Raw genomic sequence first — 17,244 nt, forward strand, 5'->3', positions numbered from 1 at the left:
CCCATGAAGGAGCCCCGCTTGTGATCGAGCCATCCCTGTTGCAGGTCAGAGGCCTTAGCAAAACCTACCAGAACCGTACCGGTCTGTTTCGTCGTCAGGCAGTAGAGGCGATCAAGCCCCTCTCGTTCGATCTCGAAGTGGGCCAGACCCTCGCCATCGTCGGCGAAGCTGGCTCCGGCAAGAGTACCCTCGCCCGCATTCTGGCCGGCATGATCGAACCCACCAGCGGCGACATCGCCATCGACGGCCAACTGATGGTGCATGGCGATTACCAGACTCGCTGCAAACTGCTGCGGATGATTTTTCAGGATCCCAACACCTCGCTGAACCGCAAGATCCGGGTCGGCCAGATCCTGGAAACCCCGCTGCGTCTCAACACCGAGATGACCGAGGAGGAGCGCCGCGAGAAGGTGGTGCAGACCCTGCGTATGGTGGGGATGCTGCCGGATCACGCCCTGTTCTATCCGCAGATGCTCTCCTCCGGTCAGCAGCAGCGGGTGGCGCTGGCGCGGGCGCTGATCCTCAACCCCAAGATAGTGGTGGCCGATGAGGCGCTCTCCACCCTGGATATCTCGGTACGCTCCCAGATCATCAACCTGCTGCTGGAGATGCAGGAGACCATGGGGCTGAGCTATGTGCTGGTAGCCAACGATTTGGGCATCGTCAGCCATATCAGCGACGAGGTGCTGGTGATGCACGAAGGTCGGGTGGTGGAGCGCGGTAAAACCCTCAAGGTATTTGCCGATCCCCAGCATGAGGTTACCCGGCGTCTCATCCAGAACTACAACAACGAATACCGCAAATAGAGAGGCGCTGGCCGCCTCCCTTGCCGCTGTGTTTCGCCGAGCTCACTCGGCGGGATCAAAAAAGCCCACTGCATGCAGTGGGCTTTCTGTTACCGGCGTTGCTGCTTAGGCTTGCAGCAGCAGACGGTTGATGCGGGAGACGAAGCTCGCCGGATCGTTCAGCCCGCCCTGCTCGGCCAGCTGGGCCTGTTCGTGCAGCAGGGTGACCCACTCACCGAACAGTGCCTCGTCTTCAATGGTGTCGAGTTTCTTCACCAGCGCATGGTCAGGGTTGAGCTCCAGAATGTACTTCTGCTCCGGTACCGGCTGGCCGGCCGCACGCATCAGCTTGATCATCTGGGTGCTCATACCGTAAGCGTCGGTGACGATGCAGGAGGGGGAGTCGGTCAGACGGTGAGTAATACGCACCTCTTTCACTGCATCACCCAAGCTCTTCTTGACCCGCTCAACCAGACCGGCGTTGGCCTTCTCGGCCTCTTCCTGGGCCTGCTTGGAGGCTTCGTCTTCCAGATCGCCGAGATCCAGTTCGCCACGGGTGACGGAGATAAGCTGCTTGCCGTCGAACTCGGTCAGGTGGCTCATCAGCCACTCGTCCACGCGTTCCCACATCAGCAGCACTTCGACACCCTTTTTGCGGAAGATCTCGAGGTGCGGGCTGTTCTTGGCAGCGGCATAGGAGTCGGCAGTGATGTAGTAAATCTTCTGCTGACCTTCCTTCATGCGGCCAACATAATCCTCGAGAGAGACGGTCTGGGCTTCGCCCTCGCCAGCGGTGCTGGCAAAGCGCAGGAGCTTGGCGATCTCTTCGCGGTTGGCGTAATCCTCGGCAGGACCCTCTTTAAGCACGTTACCGAACTCTTTCCAGAACTTGGCGTACTTCTCGGCATCGTCTTTCGCCAGCTTGGAGAGCATGGTCAGCACCCGCTTGGAGCAAGCCTTGCGCAGGGAGGCAGTCACCTTGTTGTCCTGCAGGATCTCGCGGCTGACGTTGAGCGGCAGATCGTTGGAGTCCAGCACCCCTTTGACGAAGCGCAGGTAGGTCGGCATAAACTGCTCGGCGTCATCCATGATGAAGACGCGCTGTACGTAGAGCTTCAGACCGTGCTTCTGCTCGCGGTTGTAGAGGTCGAACGGTGCGCGGGCCGGTACGTAGAGCAGGCTGGTGTACTCCTGCGCCCCTTCCACCCGGTTGTGACCCCACAGCAGCGGATCTTCAAAGTCGTGGGCGACGTGCTTGTAGAACTCCTGATACTCCTCGTCCTTGATATCTTTCGGGTTGCGGGTCCACAGTGCCGTGGCGCGGTTGACCTGCTCCCACTCGCCCGGGGTGCCGACGATGGTCTCACCATCCTCTTCGCGATCCGGGGTACCCTCTTTGAACATCTCGACCGGTACGCTGATGTGATCGGAATATTTGCCCACCACGGAGCGCAGACGCCAGTCGTCGAGGAACTCGTCCTCTTCGGCACGCAGGTGCAGGATGACATCGGTACCGCGACCTTCTTTGGTCACATCAGCCACGGTGAAGGAGCCTTCCCCTTCCGATTCCCACTGTACGCCCTGCTCCGGAGCAGTACCGGCGGCGCGGGAGACCACGGTCACCTTGTCGGCCACGATAAAGGCGGAGTAGAAACCGACCCCGAACTGACCGATCAGTTGGGAATCCTTACCCTGATCGCCGGAGAGGTTTTTGAAGAATTCTGCGGTGCCGGACTTGGCGATGGTACCCAGGTGCTCAATCACCTGATCACGGGTCATACCGATCCCGTTATCGGAGATGGTCAGGGTACGCTTCTCTTTGTCCACCACCAGACGCACACGCAACTGGCCGTCGTTTTCGAACAAAGAGGCATCGGAAAGCGCCTTGAAGCGCAGCTTGTCCGCCGCATCGGAGGCGTTGGAGATCAGCTCGCGCAGGAATACTTCTTTGTTGGAGTAGAGGCTGTGAGCCATCAGGCTCAGCAGTTGTTTGACTTCAGTCTGAAAGCCGTGGGTTTCGGCATGAACACTTTGGGTCATGGACCAATCCTCAGAAACATCGGGTTGAACATATGCCCAACCTAGATGGGGACAGCGATCCAAATATCAAGGGGGCGAATGTGCAATCCTGCTCATTCGCCCCTTCAAAGCCGCTCAAACGGCTATTTATTGCCCAGCGCTACCGCTATTAATGCGGGGCAATTGGCTGGCACCTTGCTATTTCAAGCGCTGGCGCCCCATCAGGGAGTGGGAGAGCGTAGTGCCATCCACCAGCTCCAGCTCGCCCCCTACCGGCACCCCGTGGGCGATGCGGCTCACCTCTACCCCGGCGGTACGGGCCATATCGGCGATATACCAGGCGGTGGCATCCCCTTCAATGGTGGGATTGGTGGCGAGGATCAGTTCGCTGATGTGATCTTCCTTCAACCGGCGCTCGAGAATATCGAGCCCCAGCTCCTCCGGGCCGATGCCGTCCAGCGGCGACAGATGACCCATCAGCACAAAGTAGCGACCGGAGAACTGGCCGGTCTGCTCGATGGCCGCCACGTCCGCCGGGCTCTCCACCACGCAGAGCAGGCCATTCTCTTCCCGCTTGGGATTGGCGCAGATATCGCAGCGATCGTTCTCGGTAAAGGTGCGGCAGTGGCTGCAATGACCAATCTCGGTCAGGGCGCGAGAAAGCAGCTGGGCCAGCCGCAAACCGCCGCTGCGCTCGCGCTCGAGCAGGGTAAAGGCCATCCGCTGGGCAGACTTGGGCCCCACCCCCGGCAATACCTGCAGGGCTTTCATCATCTCATCGAGCAGGGGACTGAACTTCATAACACTCCTTACACAGGCCTGGCCCTCGCCACCACCTGGGCCACGACGGGTCAGCAAAACAGGATAACGCCATTGGCGCAGGACTATACCCGAGCCGGCCCATGACTGTCATTTGCTTTGCTGGCCAGCGCAAAAACGCGGCGCTTATACTTGCTCAAAGACAATCAGGTGGTGTCATAAAAGATCGCCCCCCTCATCAGGACAAGGAGGTTAAATGGAGACACAACATATAAAGCCTCTGGTCCGCCGAAACGGGCTGACCCTGATCTGGGCCGGGGGGCTCATCACCAGCCTGATGCTATTACTGCTCTGGTTGCTTGTGGAAGGCCCGGTGCTCCCGGCCTATATATTGTTGCTACTGAGTGGCATGATGATAACCTTGATAGGCTGGTTCAAGCTCAATGAGCCCCCGATCAGCCTATCCCTATGCCAGCACTCCCTCCACTATCACCACAAATATGGCGGCTGGGCACTGAAGTGGCACAACATCCAGCGTATCGATCAACCCAGAATCCATGTTGGTTGGGATCTCCAGCCCCTGCCCTATATCGGTTTCAAGATAAAACAGTATGACGAGTTTCTGACACTGATCACTCCCAGACTGGCCGTGCATCTGTTGACAGAGCAGCGCCCTGTGTTGCTGCATGCCCTACATAATGAGCAGCTCCATGGGCAGCCAGTGCATACAAATGACCCCTTACAAGGCATCGACTGGCTGGAGGAGAGTCACTTTTGCTCCCCGCAAGGGCTGCACTACGATGGCGCATTGGCCATGCTGGCTCAACGGATGATTCGCATGCGCCACTTGCTCGGTTATGACCTGTTGATCCCGGTAGGCAGCCTGGATCGGGAACCGGATGATTTCCTCAAACTGCTGCGCCAATACAGGCAGGAGGCGATCGTCTCTCCACTACCTTCATCAGAGCCACACGCTCAATAACCCCCCTGCCAAGTGGTTGTCGCTACGTCCCAGGCACTAAACGGTGAGCTATCCAACGCGGTTGTAACACCCATTAGACGATTGCAGAGAGTGCTGATGAGAACTACCGATTCCCATAACACTAAATACTCATACCCTGAAGTAACCACCCTTCACCATGTGGTGCGGTGTTTATTTGAACAGTTAACTGCCATGGGTCATGGCAGTTAAAGAGGCTCATTTTTCGACATTGGATGCCAAAACGCTCAAGCGCTCTTGGCAACACGTTTTTATTTGTAATGGCTAACCAAAATCTAATTACCATACAAGTAACCCGAATTGCCGACGCACCTCCTACAGCGAATCATCACTTTTATTTAAGCCTTATTTTTTATACACTTAAATACATGTCGGGAGATTATTGGATGGCTTTTCCCTCAGATAACGAAGGATGTCGAGCCGAGTAAAACCAATCAGGAAGCAGAACACGTGTCCTCGAGAAGCAAACAAACCGTCAAGCTTGATGATGTCGCGGCCCTGGCCAAGGTGTCCCCCTCGACAGTCTCACTTTATGTACGTCATCCAGACAAGGTAAAAGCCAATACCGGCCATAAAATTCAGCGTGCCATTGATGAATTGGGTTATGTGCACAACAAAATTGCCAGTCAGTTTACTGCCGGGCGAAGCTCGGCAATGGCAATTATCGTTCCTTCCATTTCCAATATTACCTTTAGTACCTTTGTCCAGCAGATTGAACATATCGTGAGTGATGCAGGTTTTCAGCTCTATATCGCATCTCATGATCACTCAATGGAAAAAGAGGAGCAGCAGATCCGCTCCATTTTACAATGGTCTCCTGCTGCCATAACCCTCACTGGCGCGAAGCACAGTGATACTACGATTCGTATGCTGGAGCACAGTGCGGTGCCTGTGGTTCAAGCATGGCAAATCGGTGAAGCCAGTCCGTTTGTCGCGCAGGTCGGTATAGATCATTTTCAGGTGGGTTACGATGCCGCATCTTACCTGATACGCTCCGGCTGCCATAAAATTGCCTATTTCACGACCCGTTTTAACGATGACGTGCGTGCGCAGAGCCGCTACAGCGGCTTTTGCCAGGCACTTGAGACGGCGGGTATGGATCCCTTGTTGGTCGAAATCCCTTACAGCGACAATATTTACCCCGCCGCACGCGAACTACTCATCAAGACACTGCTCAAAGAGCGCAAACTCGACGGCATTTTTGCATCAAACGATACCATTGGTACTGCATTGCTGATGGAGGCGATTGCACGCAATATCCCGGTACCAGAGCAACTATCTATCATCGGGTTTGGCGATTTTCCTAGCAGCGGTTATCTGGCCCCCGTGACCTTGTCCAGTATCAATATCAATATTCACTCTGTTGCCAGCCAGGCTGCATCCATGATGTTGCGGATGGCTCGCGATCCCGATTATAAGGGCGAGATCATTGATGCCGGATTTGACTTGATCCCCAGACAGAGTACCCGGTTTGTTTTGTGACCAAGCCAATATAGTCACACCATGAACCATCACAAAACCATGGCCTTGATAAATAGCCCATGAATATAAATGCCCCCCATGTATCTACCAGAACACTATCCATTGCGTCAGATATTTTTAAGCAGGGCACCAGTCACTGCCAGCGCTACAAGGTTTTGGTTAAGTAATATCGCTGATGAAACACCGGGCACTTTTCCAACGTCATGACGACGGAATAACCCCTCGCTTGGTAAAAAGGCTTTGCTTGAAAACTAAAAGTATCGAGCTGTGAAAAACGGCAGCCGCGCTCTCGGGCAGCCTGCTCCATTGCCGCCAATAACCGGCCTCCTACACCGCGCCCCCGCAGACTGCGGGCCACCCACAGATACTCGATATAGAGCCAGTTGCCGTAGGTATGGCCACTGCATCCTCCGGCACGACGTTGCTGCTCATCCTGATAGAAGATGGCAAGTGGGCGACGTATCTGTTCACCGACAAACTCACGATTGGTGGTGATCAGATTGTCTCGTAAAAAATCGATGTCGTCCTGGCTGGGGTTTTGCACAACGTAAAGAGTGTCAATCATGCTGCTCTGCTCCTCTGGTGAAACATAATGGCCGTGAACATTGTCACGGCCATGGGTTATCCGGGTCGCATCCTCTATGGCGAACGCCGGTGCGATTTACGCCAGATCCTTTAGCTCGGCAAACAGCGAAGCCCAGGGGCTTTTGGCACGATAGAACACAGGCGGCTGGCCAATCGGTGCAGGCAGAGTGACCCGCTGGCCCCCTGTAAAGCTCTGGCCGCTCCAGACATGCGTCCACTGCTCACCTGCAGGCAGGTAAGTTGTCCACTCACACGCATCCCCTTGGTGAACCGGTGCCACCAGCAACTCTGACCCATAGAGGTATTGATCCTGTATGACGTAGGTCTCGGGATCATGTTCAAAATGCAGCATCATGGCACGTTGAACCGGATACCCTTTCTCGGCCGCTTCGTCCACCATGCTACGCAAGTAAGGAGTCAGGTGGCAATAAACTCGGGTCATCCGGGCAAAATGCGCCAACGTGCTGCCATCCTGGTCAAACTGGAAGTTCTCATCAGGGCGGTTACCTTCGTGGGTACGCATGACTGGGGTAAAGGCAGCCATTTCAACCCAGCGGTCAAACAGCTCCTTGGTTCGACGGTTGCCAAACAGTGAGGTGTAGCCACCGATATCCGAGTGGTGATAAGCGTTCCCCAACATACCGGAGGAGAGCGCCCCCGAGATCACCGTGACCAGACCGTCGTGACGGCTGAAATCGACACATTGATCGCCTGCCCACAGTAGCGGGCAGTATTGCTGCACCCCGGTGTAACCGGCTCGCATAAAGAACAGGGCATCACCGGTTTGGCCGTTCATCGCGATCGCGTCAGCGTTGCACTGGGCCCACAGAGTCGGCCAGGCATTGTGCATCAGCTTGGCATCGACACCGTTGTGCAGGTAGATGTTATCGGTCGGCAGGTACTCGCCAAAGTCAGCCATCCACCCCTTGATCCCCATGTCCAGCATGTTTTTACGCAGCACGGTATCACGGAACCAGGCCATAGCGTCTGGATTGGTAAAGTCGACACAGCCGCAATAGAATTCGCCAAAGTCGACCAGCGCAACTTGACCATCCTTGTCCAGCGCCATATAGCCGAACTCTTTGGCGATTGGAAACAGCTTGCCATCTTCACACAGGTAGGGGTTGACGTAGGCCATGAACTCGATGCCCTGGTCATTGAGCGCCTTGATCCTGGCGGGCAGATTGGGGTAGCGATCCTGATGGTGCTGCCAATCCCAGTCCCAGAACAGGCGCTTGCCAAACGAGGTGACCCGCAAGCCGCACCAGTCTTCACTCCACAGACCCGAAACCTTGATACCATGGTCAAGGGCGTTTTCCAGACGACTGAAGGTATTGACCTCCCCCCCCTTCAGACCAAGGATCGCCCCCTTGTAAACCCACTCCGGCAACCTGGGCTGGCGGCCAAACCGGGCAGACAGTTTTTCGATAATGCCCAGATAGCTCTCTGCGGTGCGCAACTCGATGGCCTGCGGGATCGCCCACACTTGCAGCTCATGAAACCCTTCGTGACGAAAATCGAAATCGGCATAAGCGGTGGTGTCGATATGGCAGCTGTATTTGCGAGAGGAGACAAACGTGGGTTGCGGATAGTTGGTGTGGTAGTAATCCCCACCGGCTTTGCCCATCACATCGGCTTTCCATTTGATCTCGCTGTGGGGATGGCGACCAACACCGGGCTCTGAGGTCCACAACGGAAAGTGACGGCCACGCAAATCAAAATAGGACATCTGCTCGCCACAACCCCAGACATGCTCTTTACGTTCGGCCGGCAATCTGACCCAAAAGCGGTTATATGCCTCGTCCAGTATGGTCGGATAAAGCATCACATCATCGCCATCACACACCACAGCCACCTGTAGCAAAGCCGGGGTCAAGGCATTCGGGGCAAAAACGAACAGGTTGTTGTCAACCTGTTCGATATGAGTCAATGCGACGCGAGACTCGATGTAGTCTTCGATGTCAAAGTTGCCGCGATAAATTTCCATTTTTTCCCGGCCCTTACCTATATAAAACGCCGGGACATCCGCTTGATGAGAAAATAACAACTGCTGCTGGTGCTGAATCGTTAACGCCTGTGACGAAAATTCGAGTTGCATTGCATAAGCTCCTGTTTAGTCGGGCCATCCCCGCTTGCTCGCAAACACAATAATAGCGCTACGATTTCATTTCAATCGCGTAAAACCCAAACAGCGATCTCGATCACCAATCAACACTCGCCACACGAAAACGTTTGGCTCGTTTGCAAACACCATTTGTAAGAGAATCCTTAACCACCAGCGCAATCTCTCGATCTGGATCCCACTTTTTAACAATCACCCTTGCGCCCGCAATCGCATCGCTACGATTATTGTCGTGCCGGATGGGTTCCACACTATGGAGAATAAAATGGTTGTTCAGGCGCATATCGAAAGCAGACTGCCTTTTAGGGAAAAACTTGCCTATGGCGTCGGCGATTTTGGTTACAACTTTGTATTGAATATCACCACCCTCTACCTGCTTAAATTTCTGACCGATGTAGCAGGTATCAATGCGGCGTGGGCAGGCGTCATCTTTTTGGTGGCGAAAGTGTTCACCGGCTTCACCGACCTGGGCACCGGCATTTTCCTCGACACCCGCAAGAGCTTCGGACCTCGCGGCAAGTTTCGTCCGATGCTGCTCTGGACCATAGTGCCCCTGTTTGTCTGCAACATGTTGCTGTTTTGCAATTTTGAGCTCGACAGCGAGACCAAGACCACCCTGTTCATCGTCTGCTTTATGGCCTTTGGCCTGTTCTTTAGCTTGGGCAATGCCAGCTATGGCGCCATGGTGCCCTCTATGACCAAAAATGTTCAGGATCGCGCAGAGCTGGCAGCATGGCGTCAGGGCGGAGCCAACACCGGCCTGTTGTTAGCCACCGTCGGTTTCATGCCCATCGCCATGTTGTTTGAATCCCAGGAGACCGGCTACATGGTGGCAGCCCTGGCCTACACCTCGGTCGGCTTGGCGGCGGTGCTCTTTTGCTACCTCAACGTCAAAGAACACCACACCATCATAGGTAATGACCCTGACCAGATAGTCGAGAAGCCCACCATCAAGGAGGGGCTCAAGGCGGTACTCAAGAACAACCAGTTGCTGGTGCTGGCAGTAGCCAACCTGCTGACCCTCTCCGCATTCAACGTCAAACTCACCGTGCAGGTCTTCTACGCCCAGTACATTCTGGGTGATGTCTCCATGGTCTCTTACATGAGCTTTGTCAGCATGGGGTGCATCTACCTCGGGGTGTTGTCTGTGCCTGCGCTGGTACGCCGCTTTGGCAAAAAACCTGTCTATCTGGCCGGATTGTGCCTGTGGATCTCCGGCGACATTGCCAATTACCTGTTCGGTGGCACCGTCATGAGTTACGTGCTGTTCACCTCGCTGGCGTTCTTTGGCACCTCTTTCGTCAACAGCCTTAACTGGGCGTTTGTCTCAGATACCGTTGAGTACGGTGAGTGGAAAACCGGTACCCGTACCGAAGGCTTGGTCTACTGCGGCATGACCTTCTTTAGAAAGTGTTCGCAAGCTATCGCAGGGTTCGTCCCCGGGTTTGCTCTGGCACTGGTTGGCTACATGCCCAATGTGGAGCAAACCGATGCCGCCAAAGCCGGGATCACCGGACTGATTTTCATCTACCCGGCAAGCCTGGCCATCGTAACGGCACTGGTGATGGCCCTCTTCTACACCCTCAACGAGCAGCGCTATCAAGAGATCATCGCCAGCCTTGGTGCCCGCCGTGTGGCGACCACCCAAAGCTGACTCTCATGCAACTGGCAACGGCGTGCTGGCCACGCTGTTGCTCTCTTCAAGGATGTGATCCCATGACATATCGCAATGTGGCAAGTGACCGTCTGGCATGGCAGGAAAAGATGGCCTACGGAGTGGGTGATCTCGGCTATAACTTCCTGCTCAACTGCACAACTCTCTATTTGCTGATCTTCCTGACCGATGTGGCAGCCATTCCGGCAGCATGGGCCGGAGCAATCTTTCTGGTTTCGAAGTTCTTTACCGCCTGCACCGATCTGGTGACCGGCAGCGTGCTGGATAATCGTTCCGAGCTCGGCCCCAGAGGTAAATTTCGCCCCTTCCTGCTCTGGACCATAGTGCCACTGGCTCTTATCAACACCGCCCTGTTTACCAGCGTTGAGCTCCCGGTCATCGCTAAAACAGTACTGTTTACCCTGCTGTTCATGATGTTTGGTGCCTTTTACAGTTTTGGCAATGCCTCCTATGGCGCCATGGTCCCGGCCCTCACCAAGCGACTCCAGGACCGAGCCGAGCTCGCCGCCTGGCGCCAGGGCGGAGCCAATACCGGATTACTGCTCTGCTCGGTGGGGTTCATGCCGCTGGTATTGCTGTTTGACAAACCACAGGTCGGCTATAGCGTTGCGGTACTGATTTATTCGGTCATGGGGGCTGCAGCAGTACTCTTTTGCTACAGCAGAGTTCGTGAACGCCATGTGCTGCCATCGGTTGTCAACGAATCGGGGTTTTCGGCAGTACAAACCAACGCACGGGCCGTGCTGGCAAACCGTCCGCTGGGCATCCTGGCGCTGGCCAATCTGCTGACGCTAGCAGCGTTCAACACCAAGCTGATTGTTCAGGTTTTTTACGCCCAATATGTGATTGGCGACGTATCGATGATCGCCTACATGAGCTTCATCAGCATAGGGTGTATCTACCTGGGTGTATTGCTGGTCCCCTTTGCCGTGCACCGTTTTGGCAAACTGCCTGTCTATCTGGCCGGCATTGGCGTGTGGATATGCGGTGACCTGCTCAACTACCTCTACAGCGAGAGTGCTCTCGATTACATCCTCTTCACCTCCCTGGCCCTGTGGGGATCCGCTTTCGTCAACAGTCTCAACTGGGCGTTCATCTCTGACACCGTCGAGTATGGGGAATGGAAAACCGGCATCCGCACAGAAGGGCTGGTCTACTGCAGTCTGACCTTCTGCCGCAAATGTTCGGCCGCGCTTGCGGGCCTCATTCCCGGGCTGGTGCTGGCATGGTCAGACTATGTTCCCAACGCGACGCAAAGCACCGAGACCCAAAGCAGCATCGCCAATCTGATGTTTCTCTACCCGATCTGTGCCCTGATTTGCGCTGCTGCCTTGATGTTGCTGTTCTACCCGCTCACTGATGCTCGCTATCAACAGATCGTCCGGGAGCTGGCACAACGCCATGCCCTTGCTTCTCCCCGGAAACCCCATCACCGAATGAGTGAACAATCTACTCCATCGCCTGACCCCCCCCCTCTTCGTGCGGGTCAGAATGGCTGAATTTAACATGCTGTTTTTATTGAATTAATCCTTAACCAAATCAGACAAAGAGAGCGCTATTCCTATGTCATTCAACAGTGAAAACCTGGCCAAGCTCGATATCTCGGCGCTGCGTAGCCAACGCTGGTATGCCCCCGACACCATCCGAGCCTTCGCCCATCGTCAACGCAGTCAGCAAAGTGGCTTGAACCGCGACGAATTCATGGGCAAGCCCGTGATCGGGATCATCAATACCTGGAGTGAAATGAGCCCCTGCCATAGCCACCTGCGTGAGCGCGCCGAGGCCGTCAAGCGAGCCGTCTGGGCCGCGGGAGGCTACCCCGTTGAATTGCCCGCGCTGTCGGTCGGGGAAGTATTGGTCAAGCCGACCACCATGCTCTATCGCAACTTTCTGGCGATGGAGGCAGAAGAGCTGCTGCGCCAGCATCCGATCGATGGGGCTGTGCTGCTCGGCGGTTGCGACAAATCCACGCCAGCCCTGCTGATGGGCGCCATTTCGATGGACTTGCCAGTGATCTTCTGCCCCGCCGGCCCCATGTCGAGCGGCAAATGGCGCGGTCATGTCACCGGTGCCGGTACCCATACCAAGAAGTTCTGGGATCAATTGCGCTTGGGGGCCATTACCCAGCATGACTGGATCGAGCTGGAGGGGGCGATGACTCGCTCCATCGGCACCTGCAATACCATGGGCACAGCATCCACCATGACCTCCATCGCCGATGCCATGGGCTTTATGTTGCCGGGGGCCAGCTCCATCCCCGCCGCTGACTCACGACACGTCCAGATGGCAGCCCAATGCGGCCAAATCATCGTCGACATGGTGTGGCATGATCACAAACCTTCCCGCTGGCTGACCCGAGCCAACTTCCTCAATGGCGTAGTGGCCTACATGGCGCTCGGCGGCTCCACCAATGCCGCGATCCACATGATTGCGATGGCCAACCGGGCGGGCATCAACCTCACTCTGGAAGACATGGAGTCGGTGGCACGGGAAGTCCCTGTGCTGGCCAATCTGTTTCCCTCTGGTGATCAGTTGATGGAGGAGTTCTTCTTCGCCGGCGGTCTGATGGCCCAGCTGAAAAAGGTGGAGTCATTCCTCCACCTCGATGCGATCGGGGTCACCAATCGTCCCGTTGCACAGTGGATTGCCAACGCGACCTGTTATGACGACAACGTGATCCGCTCGCTAGATAACCCTGTGGTACCGCTCTCCCGTGGATGTGCATTGACAGTATTGCGCGGCAATCTGTGCCCCAACGGGGCTGTGATGAAATCATCTGCCGCCAAACCCGAACTGCGCCACCACAAGGGCCCTGCCATCGTCTTCGACAGCCATCAAGAGCTCTCGGATCGCATCGATGACCCCGCCCTGGAGGTAACCAAGGAATCAGTGATTATCCTGCGCAATGCCGGCCCGGTCGGCGCGCCGGGCATGCCGGAGTGGGGCAACCTGCCGATCCCGAAAAAGCTGCTGCAACAAGGCGTCACCGACATGGTGCGGATTAGCGATGCCCGCATGTCCGGTACTCACTATGGCACCTGTATCCTGCACGTTGCCCCTGAAGCGGCCATTGGTGGCCCACTGGCACTGGTACGTACCGGTGACCTCATCGAGCTCGATATCGCCAATGGCCGCCTCAACATGCTGGTCAGTGATGAAGAGCTGGCCGAGCGCCGCCGCACGCTCAAACCGGTACACAAAGTTTATGAACGCTCTTATGCCGCACTCTATCAACAACATGTGACCCAGGCCGATCAGGGCTGTGACTTCGATTTCCTCCAGGCTGGCAGCAAAGTGCCCGAGCCCCCGATTTTCTAAAGGAGCAAACAATGAATCCGTTCAAACTTGCGATTACTCAAGGTCCACGCCCACTGGGCACCTGGATGATGACTGGCAGCGATACGGTGGCGGAAGCCATGGCGACTGTCGGTTTCGATTTCTTGGTGCTGGACCAGGAACATGTGCCGGTCGATAGCCTGGATGCGATCCGTATCGATCGCGCCATTCGTGCCAGCAACCCGGCCACCACCCCACTCTACCGCCTGGCCTGGAACGACACTGTGTTGATCAAACGGGCGCTTGATGGCGGTGCAACGTCGCTGATGGTGCCGTTTGTCAACAGTGCAGCAGAAGCCCGCAAAGCGGTAGAGGCGGCCTACTACCCTCCCCTAGGCAAACGCGGCTTTGCCGCGGTGCATCGTGCGTCCGGTTACGGTGCCGAACCCGAATTCGTGCGTAAAGCCCGGGAAGAGCTCTGCCTTATCCTGCAAATTGAGACCCCTGACGCCATTGATGCCATGGAAGAGATGGCCATTGAAGGAGTGACCGGCTTCTTTATCGGCCCCGGCGATATGAGCGCAGCCATGGGCCATATTGGCAATCCCTCTCACCCCGAGGTGCAAGCCAAGATCCGTGAAGGGCTGGAGAAGTGCCAGCGCTTGGGATTGCCTTGCGGGATCGTCGGTGGCAACCCCGAGCTGGTGAACAAATATCAAGAGATGGGTTTTAGCTTCGTGGCGCTCGGCTCCGACATGAGTTACCTGCTGGCTCGCGCCCGTGAACAGCTCGCCGCGATCCGGGGGGAACGTCTGAGCATATCCGGTGGCGAGGTTTACTGATGAAGAGGCTTCACCGCCAAAGCGGCCCGCTTGATCTGGAGCTCATCCCCGAGCTTGGTGGCGCTATCGGCAAACTGACCTGGCATGGCAGGGAGATCTTGCGCTCCCTGCCCGATGGTCAGAACGTCACAGTCAACCAGGGGGGCTGTTTTCCCCTGGTACCTTACTCCAACCGTATTGCTCATGGACGGTTTCACTTCGCCGGATATGATTACGCCCTGCTGCGTAACTTTGGCGATCATCCCCACTCAATTCATGGCAACGGCTGGCAGCAGCCATGGCAAGAAGGGGATGCAGATGATTACTCTGTCGTGCTGACCCTGCACCATGACGCACAGGGAGCATCCGCGGCGCAATGGCCCTGGCCTTATCGGGCAACTCAGCGCTTCACCCTGCAAGAGAATGCGCTGCATATCATACTCACTTACCACAATCTGGCCGATCACGCTGTCCCGGCTGGGCTGGGCTTTCACCCCTATTTTCCCCGTGCGGCGCACGCCGAGATCCAGTTCGACGCAGGCGGTGTGGTACTCAACGACCACAAGTCCCTGCCCACTGGTCTCGCGCCACTACCGACCCAATGGAACTATCGCACTTGGCGCAAACCTGAACCCGCCAGTGTCGATAACTGCTTCCATCACTGGAGTGGCTGTGCACGGGTGCGCTGGCCAGATGAGAAGCTGATGGTGACCCTGAGCTCACCCGATGCGCCTCACGCCATCCTGTTTCTGCCGCCCGCCGATCGTGACTTCATCGCCATCGAGCCGGTTTCTCATATCAATGATGCCATCAACAACGGTGGCTTTGGTGACCCTGCGCTGGCCATGGCCACTGTGCCAGCCAATGGGCAGTTGCAGATCTCCATGCTGCTTGAGGTTTCTCACTATGCCTAATCCTGCTCTGCTACTTGCCGACTACCGCGGCCATCTGCCCGAGTGCCCGACCTGGAGCACTGATGAACAGGCGCTCTACTGGACCGATATTCTCGAGCGTTGCCTGCACCGCTATCACCCCGAAAGCGGCGCCATGACGACAATCCCCTTCCCCGAAGAAGTGGGCTGTTTTGCCCTGCGCGAACAGGGTGGCTTTATCGCAGCGATGCGCACCGGGATCTATCTGTGTGATCAACACGGGCAAATTGAGCGTAAAGTCGCCGATAACCCCAATAACCCAGCGCTGGCCCGTTTTAATGATGGCGGTACCGATCAGGCGGGTCGTTTCTATGCGGGCACTTACTGGAGCCCACGAGATTACAACGGCGCCCTGCTATGCCGGGTTGATGCCGAGCTGCAGATGTCGGTGATCCAGTGCGACATTCTGGGAGCCAATGGCTTGGCATTCAGCCCAGACATGCGCTGGATGTACACCACTGATACCCCCAACCGCCGCCTTTATCGCACTCCGTTGACCCGCGACGGTTCACTCGGTCAACGGCAACTGCTGCGCGAGTTTGCAGCCCGCGCCGACGAAGGGCGCCCGGATGGGGCTGCAATCGATGTCGAAGGATGCTACTGGAGCGCCCTGTTTGATGGCCATCGTATCGCCCGCTTCTCTGCAGAGGGGGTATTGCTGGCCGAATATCCCTTGCCGGTACGTTGCCCCACCATGGTCTGTTTTGGTGGTGAAGACATGAAGACCCTCTTCATCACCACCACTCGCGAAAATATGGACGCCGCCGAACTGGCAGCACGTCCGCTCTCAGGTGCGCTGTTCAGCATGCGTGTTGACATCGCCGGTCTTGCTAAACCCACATTTAAGGAAAACAACAGATGAAAACTATTGGCTTTATCGGTCTTGGTCTGATGGGCGAAGCGATGTCAAAGAACATCGTCAAAAAATTTGATGGCAATGTGTTGGTATTCGATATCAATCAGGAGGCTGTCGCCCGGGTGGTCGATGCAGGCGCCATCGCCTCCCCTTCCATTGCCAGGTTGGCAGCCGATGCGGATGTGATCATCTCCATGGTACCGCGCTCCGAACACGTCAAAGCGGTCTATACCGAACTGCTGCCACACCTTGGCCCCGGCAAGATCACCATCGACATGTCCACCATTGACCCGGCAGTGTCAATCGCCTTATCCCGCCAGGTAGCAGAAACCGGTGCCGTGATGCTCGATGCGCCCGTGGTCAAATCCGTCCCTGCCGCCGTGGCTGCCGAGCTCGGGATCTACATAGGTGGCGACCTGTCCGCCTACAAAAAGGTCAAGCCATTGCTAGCCATGATGGGCAGCAACCAGATCCACCTGGGGGGCAACGGCCGTGGTTTGATCATGAAGGTGCTGCACAACACCTTGGTCGCCCAAATTCAGAACAGTGTCAACGAAATGCTGGCCACCGCCGATCATTTCGGCATCGATAAAGAGAGCTTCAACACCGCCGTCTCTTACGGTGGCGGCAGCAACTTCTATCTGACCAGCAAGATAGGTGCCCTGATCGCCGAGAACTACAACACTGTCTTCTCGCTGGAGAACATGGCCAAAGATATCGGCATTATGAAGAACCTCATGGGAGAAGAAGCGCTGACCCTGCCCGGAGTCGAATTGGTGAATAACATTTACCAGCAAGGCCTGAATAACGGTTTGGGCCGTGAGGATTTCTGTGCCACTTATAAGTTGGTAAAGCAAAACATTCAATAGCTGGCTGATAAAAACCATCGCATGAGGTAATTAATTTACCTCATGCCAATCGCTGTACGATTT

General features: G+C 56.1%; 14 protein-coding genes. 10 read left to right on the forward strand and 4 right to left on the reverse strand.

Going from position 1 to position 17,244, the window contains the following annotated elements; genetic code table 11:
• Positions 1–20 precede the first annotated feature (20 nt).
• On the forward strand, positions 21–806 hold the full coding sequence (locus ACTG2G_RS01740) for a peptide ABC transporter ATP-binding protein (RefSeq protein WP_005333681.1): 786 nt from the start codon (positions 21–23) through the stop codon (positions 804–806).
• A gap of 105 nt (positions 807–911) precedes the next feature.
• On the opposite strand, the gene htpG is transcribed toward ACTG2G_RS01740, so the two are convergent.
• Together htpG and recR are read right to left on the reverse strand one after the other, a co-directional pair.
• Positions 912–2,825 (reverse strand): molecular chaperone HtpG, encoded by a 1,914-nt coding sequence (gene htpG / locus ACTG2G_RS01745; RefSeq protein WP_421387839.1) that lies wholly within the window; start codon positions 2,823–2,825, stop codon positions 912–914.
• 177 nt (positions 2,826–3,002) lie between these two features.
• Positions 3,003–3,605 carry a recombination mediator RecR gene (recR, locus tag ACTG2G_RS01750; protein WP_421387841.1) on the reverse strand — a complete coding sequence of 201 codons (603 nt, stop codon included), beginning with the start codon at positions 3,603–3,605 and terminating at the stop codon, positions 3,003–3,005.
• Positions 3,606–3,819: 214 nt separating this feature from the next.
• Here recR and ACTG2G_RS01755 point away from each other — a divergent pair, with 214 nt between their 5' ends.
• A complete protein-coding gene (locus tag ACTG2G_RS01755) occupies positions 3,820–4,545 on the forward strand; it encodes a DUF2982 domain-containing protein (RefSeq protein WP_266134807.1) in 726 nt (241 codons plus the stop codon).
• A 468-nt stretch (positions 4,546–5,013) separates the two neighbouring features.
• Positions 5,014–6,045 carry a LacI family DNA-binding transcriptional regulator gene (locus tag ACTG2G_RS01760; protein WP_439985103.1) on the forward strand — a complete coding sequence of 344 codons (1,032 nt, stop codon included), beginning with the start codon at positions 5,014–5,016 and terminating at the stop codon, positions 6,043–6,045.
• A 145-nt stretch (positions 6,046–6,190) separates the two neighbouring features.
• On the opposite strand, the gene ACTG2G_RS01765 is transcribed toward ACTG2G_RS01760, so the two are convergent.
• A complete protein-coding gene (locus ACTG2G_RS01765; RefSeq protein WP_421263228.1) occupies positions 6,191–6,610 on the reverse strand; it encodes a GNAT family N-acetyltransferase in 420 nt (139 codons plus the stop codon).
• 96 nt (positions 6,611–6,706) lie between these two features.
• Positions 6,707–8,728: an alpha-glucosidase gene (locus ACTG2G_RS01770; protein WP_439985105.1), complete on the reverse strand. Its 2,022-nt coding sequence runs from the start codon at positions 8,726–8,728 to the stop codon at positions 6,707–6,709.
• A 289-nt stretch (positions 8,729–9,017) separates the two neighbouring features.
• Here ACTG2G_RS01770 and ACTG2G_RS01775 point away from each other — a divergent pair, with 289 nt between their 5' ends.
• The 7 genes from ACTG2G_RS01775 (at position 9,018) to ACTG2G_RS01805 (ending at position 17,181) form a co-directional block, all read left to right on the forward strand.
• Positions 9,018–10,406, forward strand: a complete 1,389-nt coding sequence (locus ACTG2G_RS01775; protein ID WP_041234289.1) for a glycoside-pentoside-hexuronide (GPH):cation symporter — start codon at positions 9,018–9,020, stop codon at positions 10,404–10,406.
• Positions 10,407–10,468: 62 nt separating this feature from the next.
• A complete protein-coding gene (locus tag ACTG2G_RS01780; protein ID WP_421255451.1) occupies positions 10,469–11,926 on the forward strand; it encodes a glycoside-pentoside-hexuronide (GPH):cation symporter in 1,458 nt (485 codons plus the stop codon).
• A gap of 64 nt (positions 11,927–11,990) precedes the next feature.
• Positions 11,991–13,745 carry an L-arabinonate dehydratase gene (araD, locus tag ACTG2G_RS01785; protein ID WP_216978944.1) on the forward strand — a complete coding sequence of 585 codons (1,755 nt, stop codon included), beginning with the start codon at positions 11,991–11,993 and terminating at the stop codon, positions 13,743–13,745.
• An 11-nt stretch (positions 13,746–13,756) separates the two neighbouring features.
• Positions 13,757–14,545: an HpcH/HpaI aldolase family protein gene (locus ACTG2G_RS01790; RefSeq protein ID WP_216978945.1), complete on the forward strand. Its 789-nt coding sequence runs from the start codon at positions 13,757–13,759 to the stop codon at positions 14,543–14,545.
• Entirely contained in the window at positions 14,545–15,438 is an 894-nt protein-coding gene (locus ACTG2G_RS01795) for an aldose 1-epimerase (protein WP_439985107.1), read from the forward strand. The genes ACTG2G_RS01790 and ACTG2G_RS01795 overlap by 1 nt, the downstream gene beginning before the upstream one ends.
• Entirely contained in the window at positions 15,431–16,318 is an 888-nt protein-coding gene (locus tag ACTG2G_RS01800; RefSeq protein ID WP_439985108.1) for an SMP-30/gluconolactonase/LRE family protein, read from the forward strand. Before ACTG2G_RS01795 ends, ACTG2G_RS01800 begins: the two co-directional genes overlap by 8 nt.
• Positions 16,315–17,181: an NAD(P)-dependent oxidoreductase gene (locus ACTG2G_RS01805; protein ID WP_069556391.1), complete on the forward strand. Its 867-nt coding sequence runs from the start codon at positions 16,315–16,317 to the stop codon at positions 17,179–17,181. The genes ACTG2G_RS01800 and ACTG2G_RS01805 overlap by 4 nt, the downstream gene beginning before the upstream one ends.
• The last annotated feature ends 63 nt before the right edge of the window (positions 17,182–17,244 follow it).

Source organism: Aeromonas sp. 55A (assembly GCF_051919665.1).
In the GTDB taxonomy this organism is placed as follows: domain Bacteria; phylum Pseudomonadota; class Gammaproteobacteria; order Enterobacterales; family Aeromonadaceae; genus Aeromonas; species Aeromonas veronii.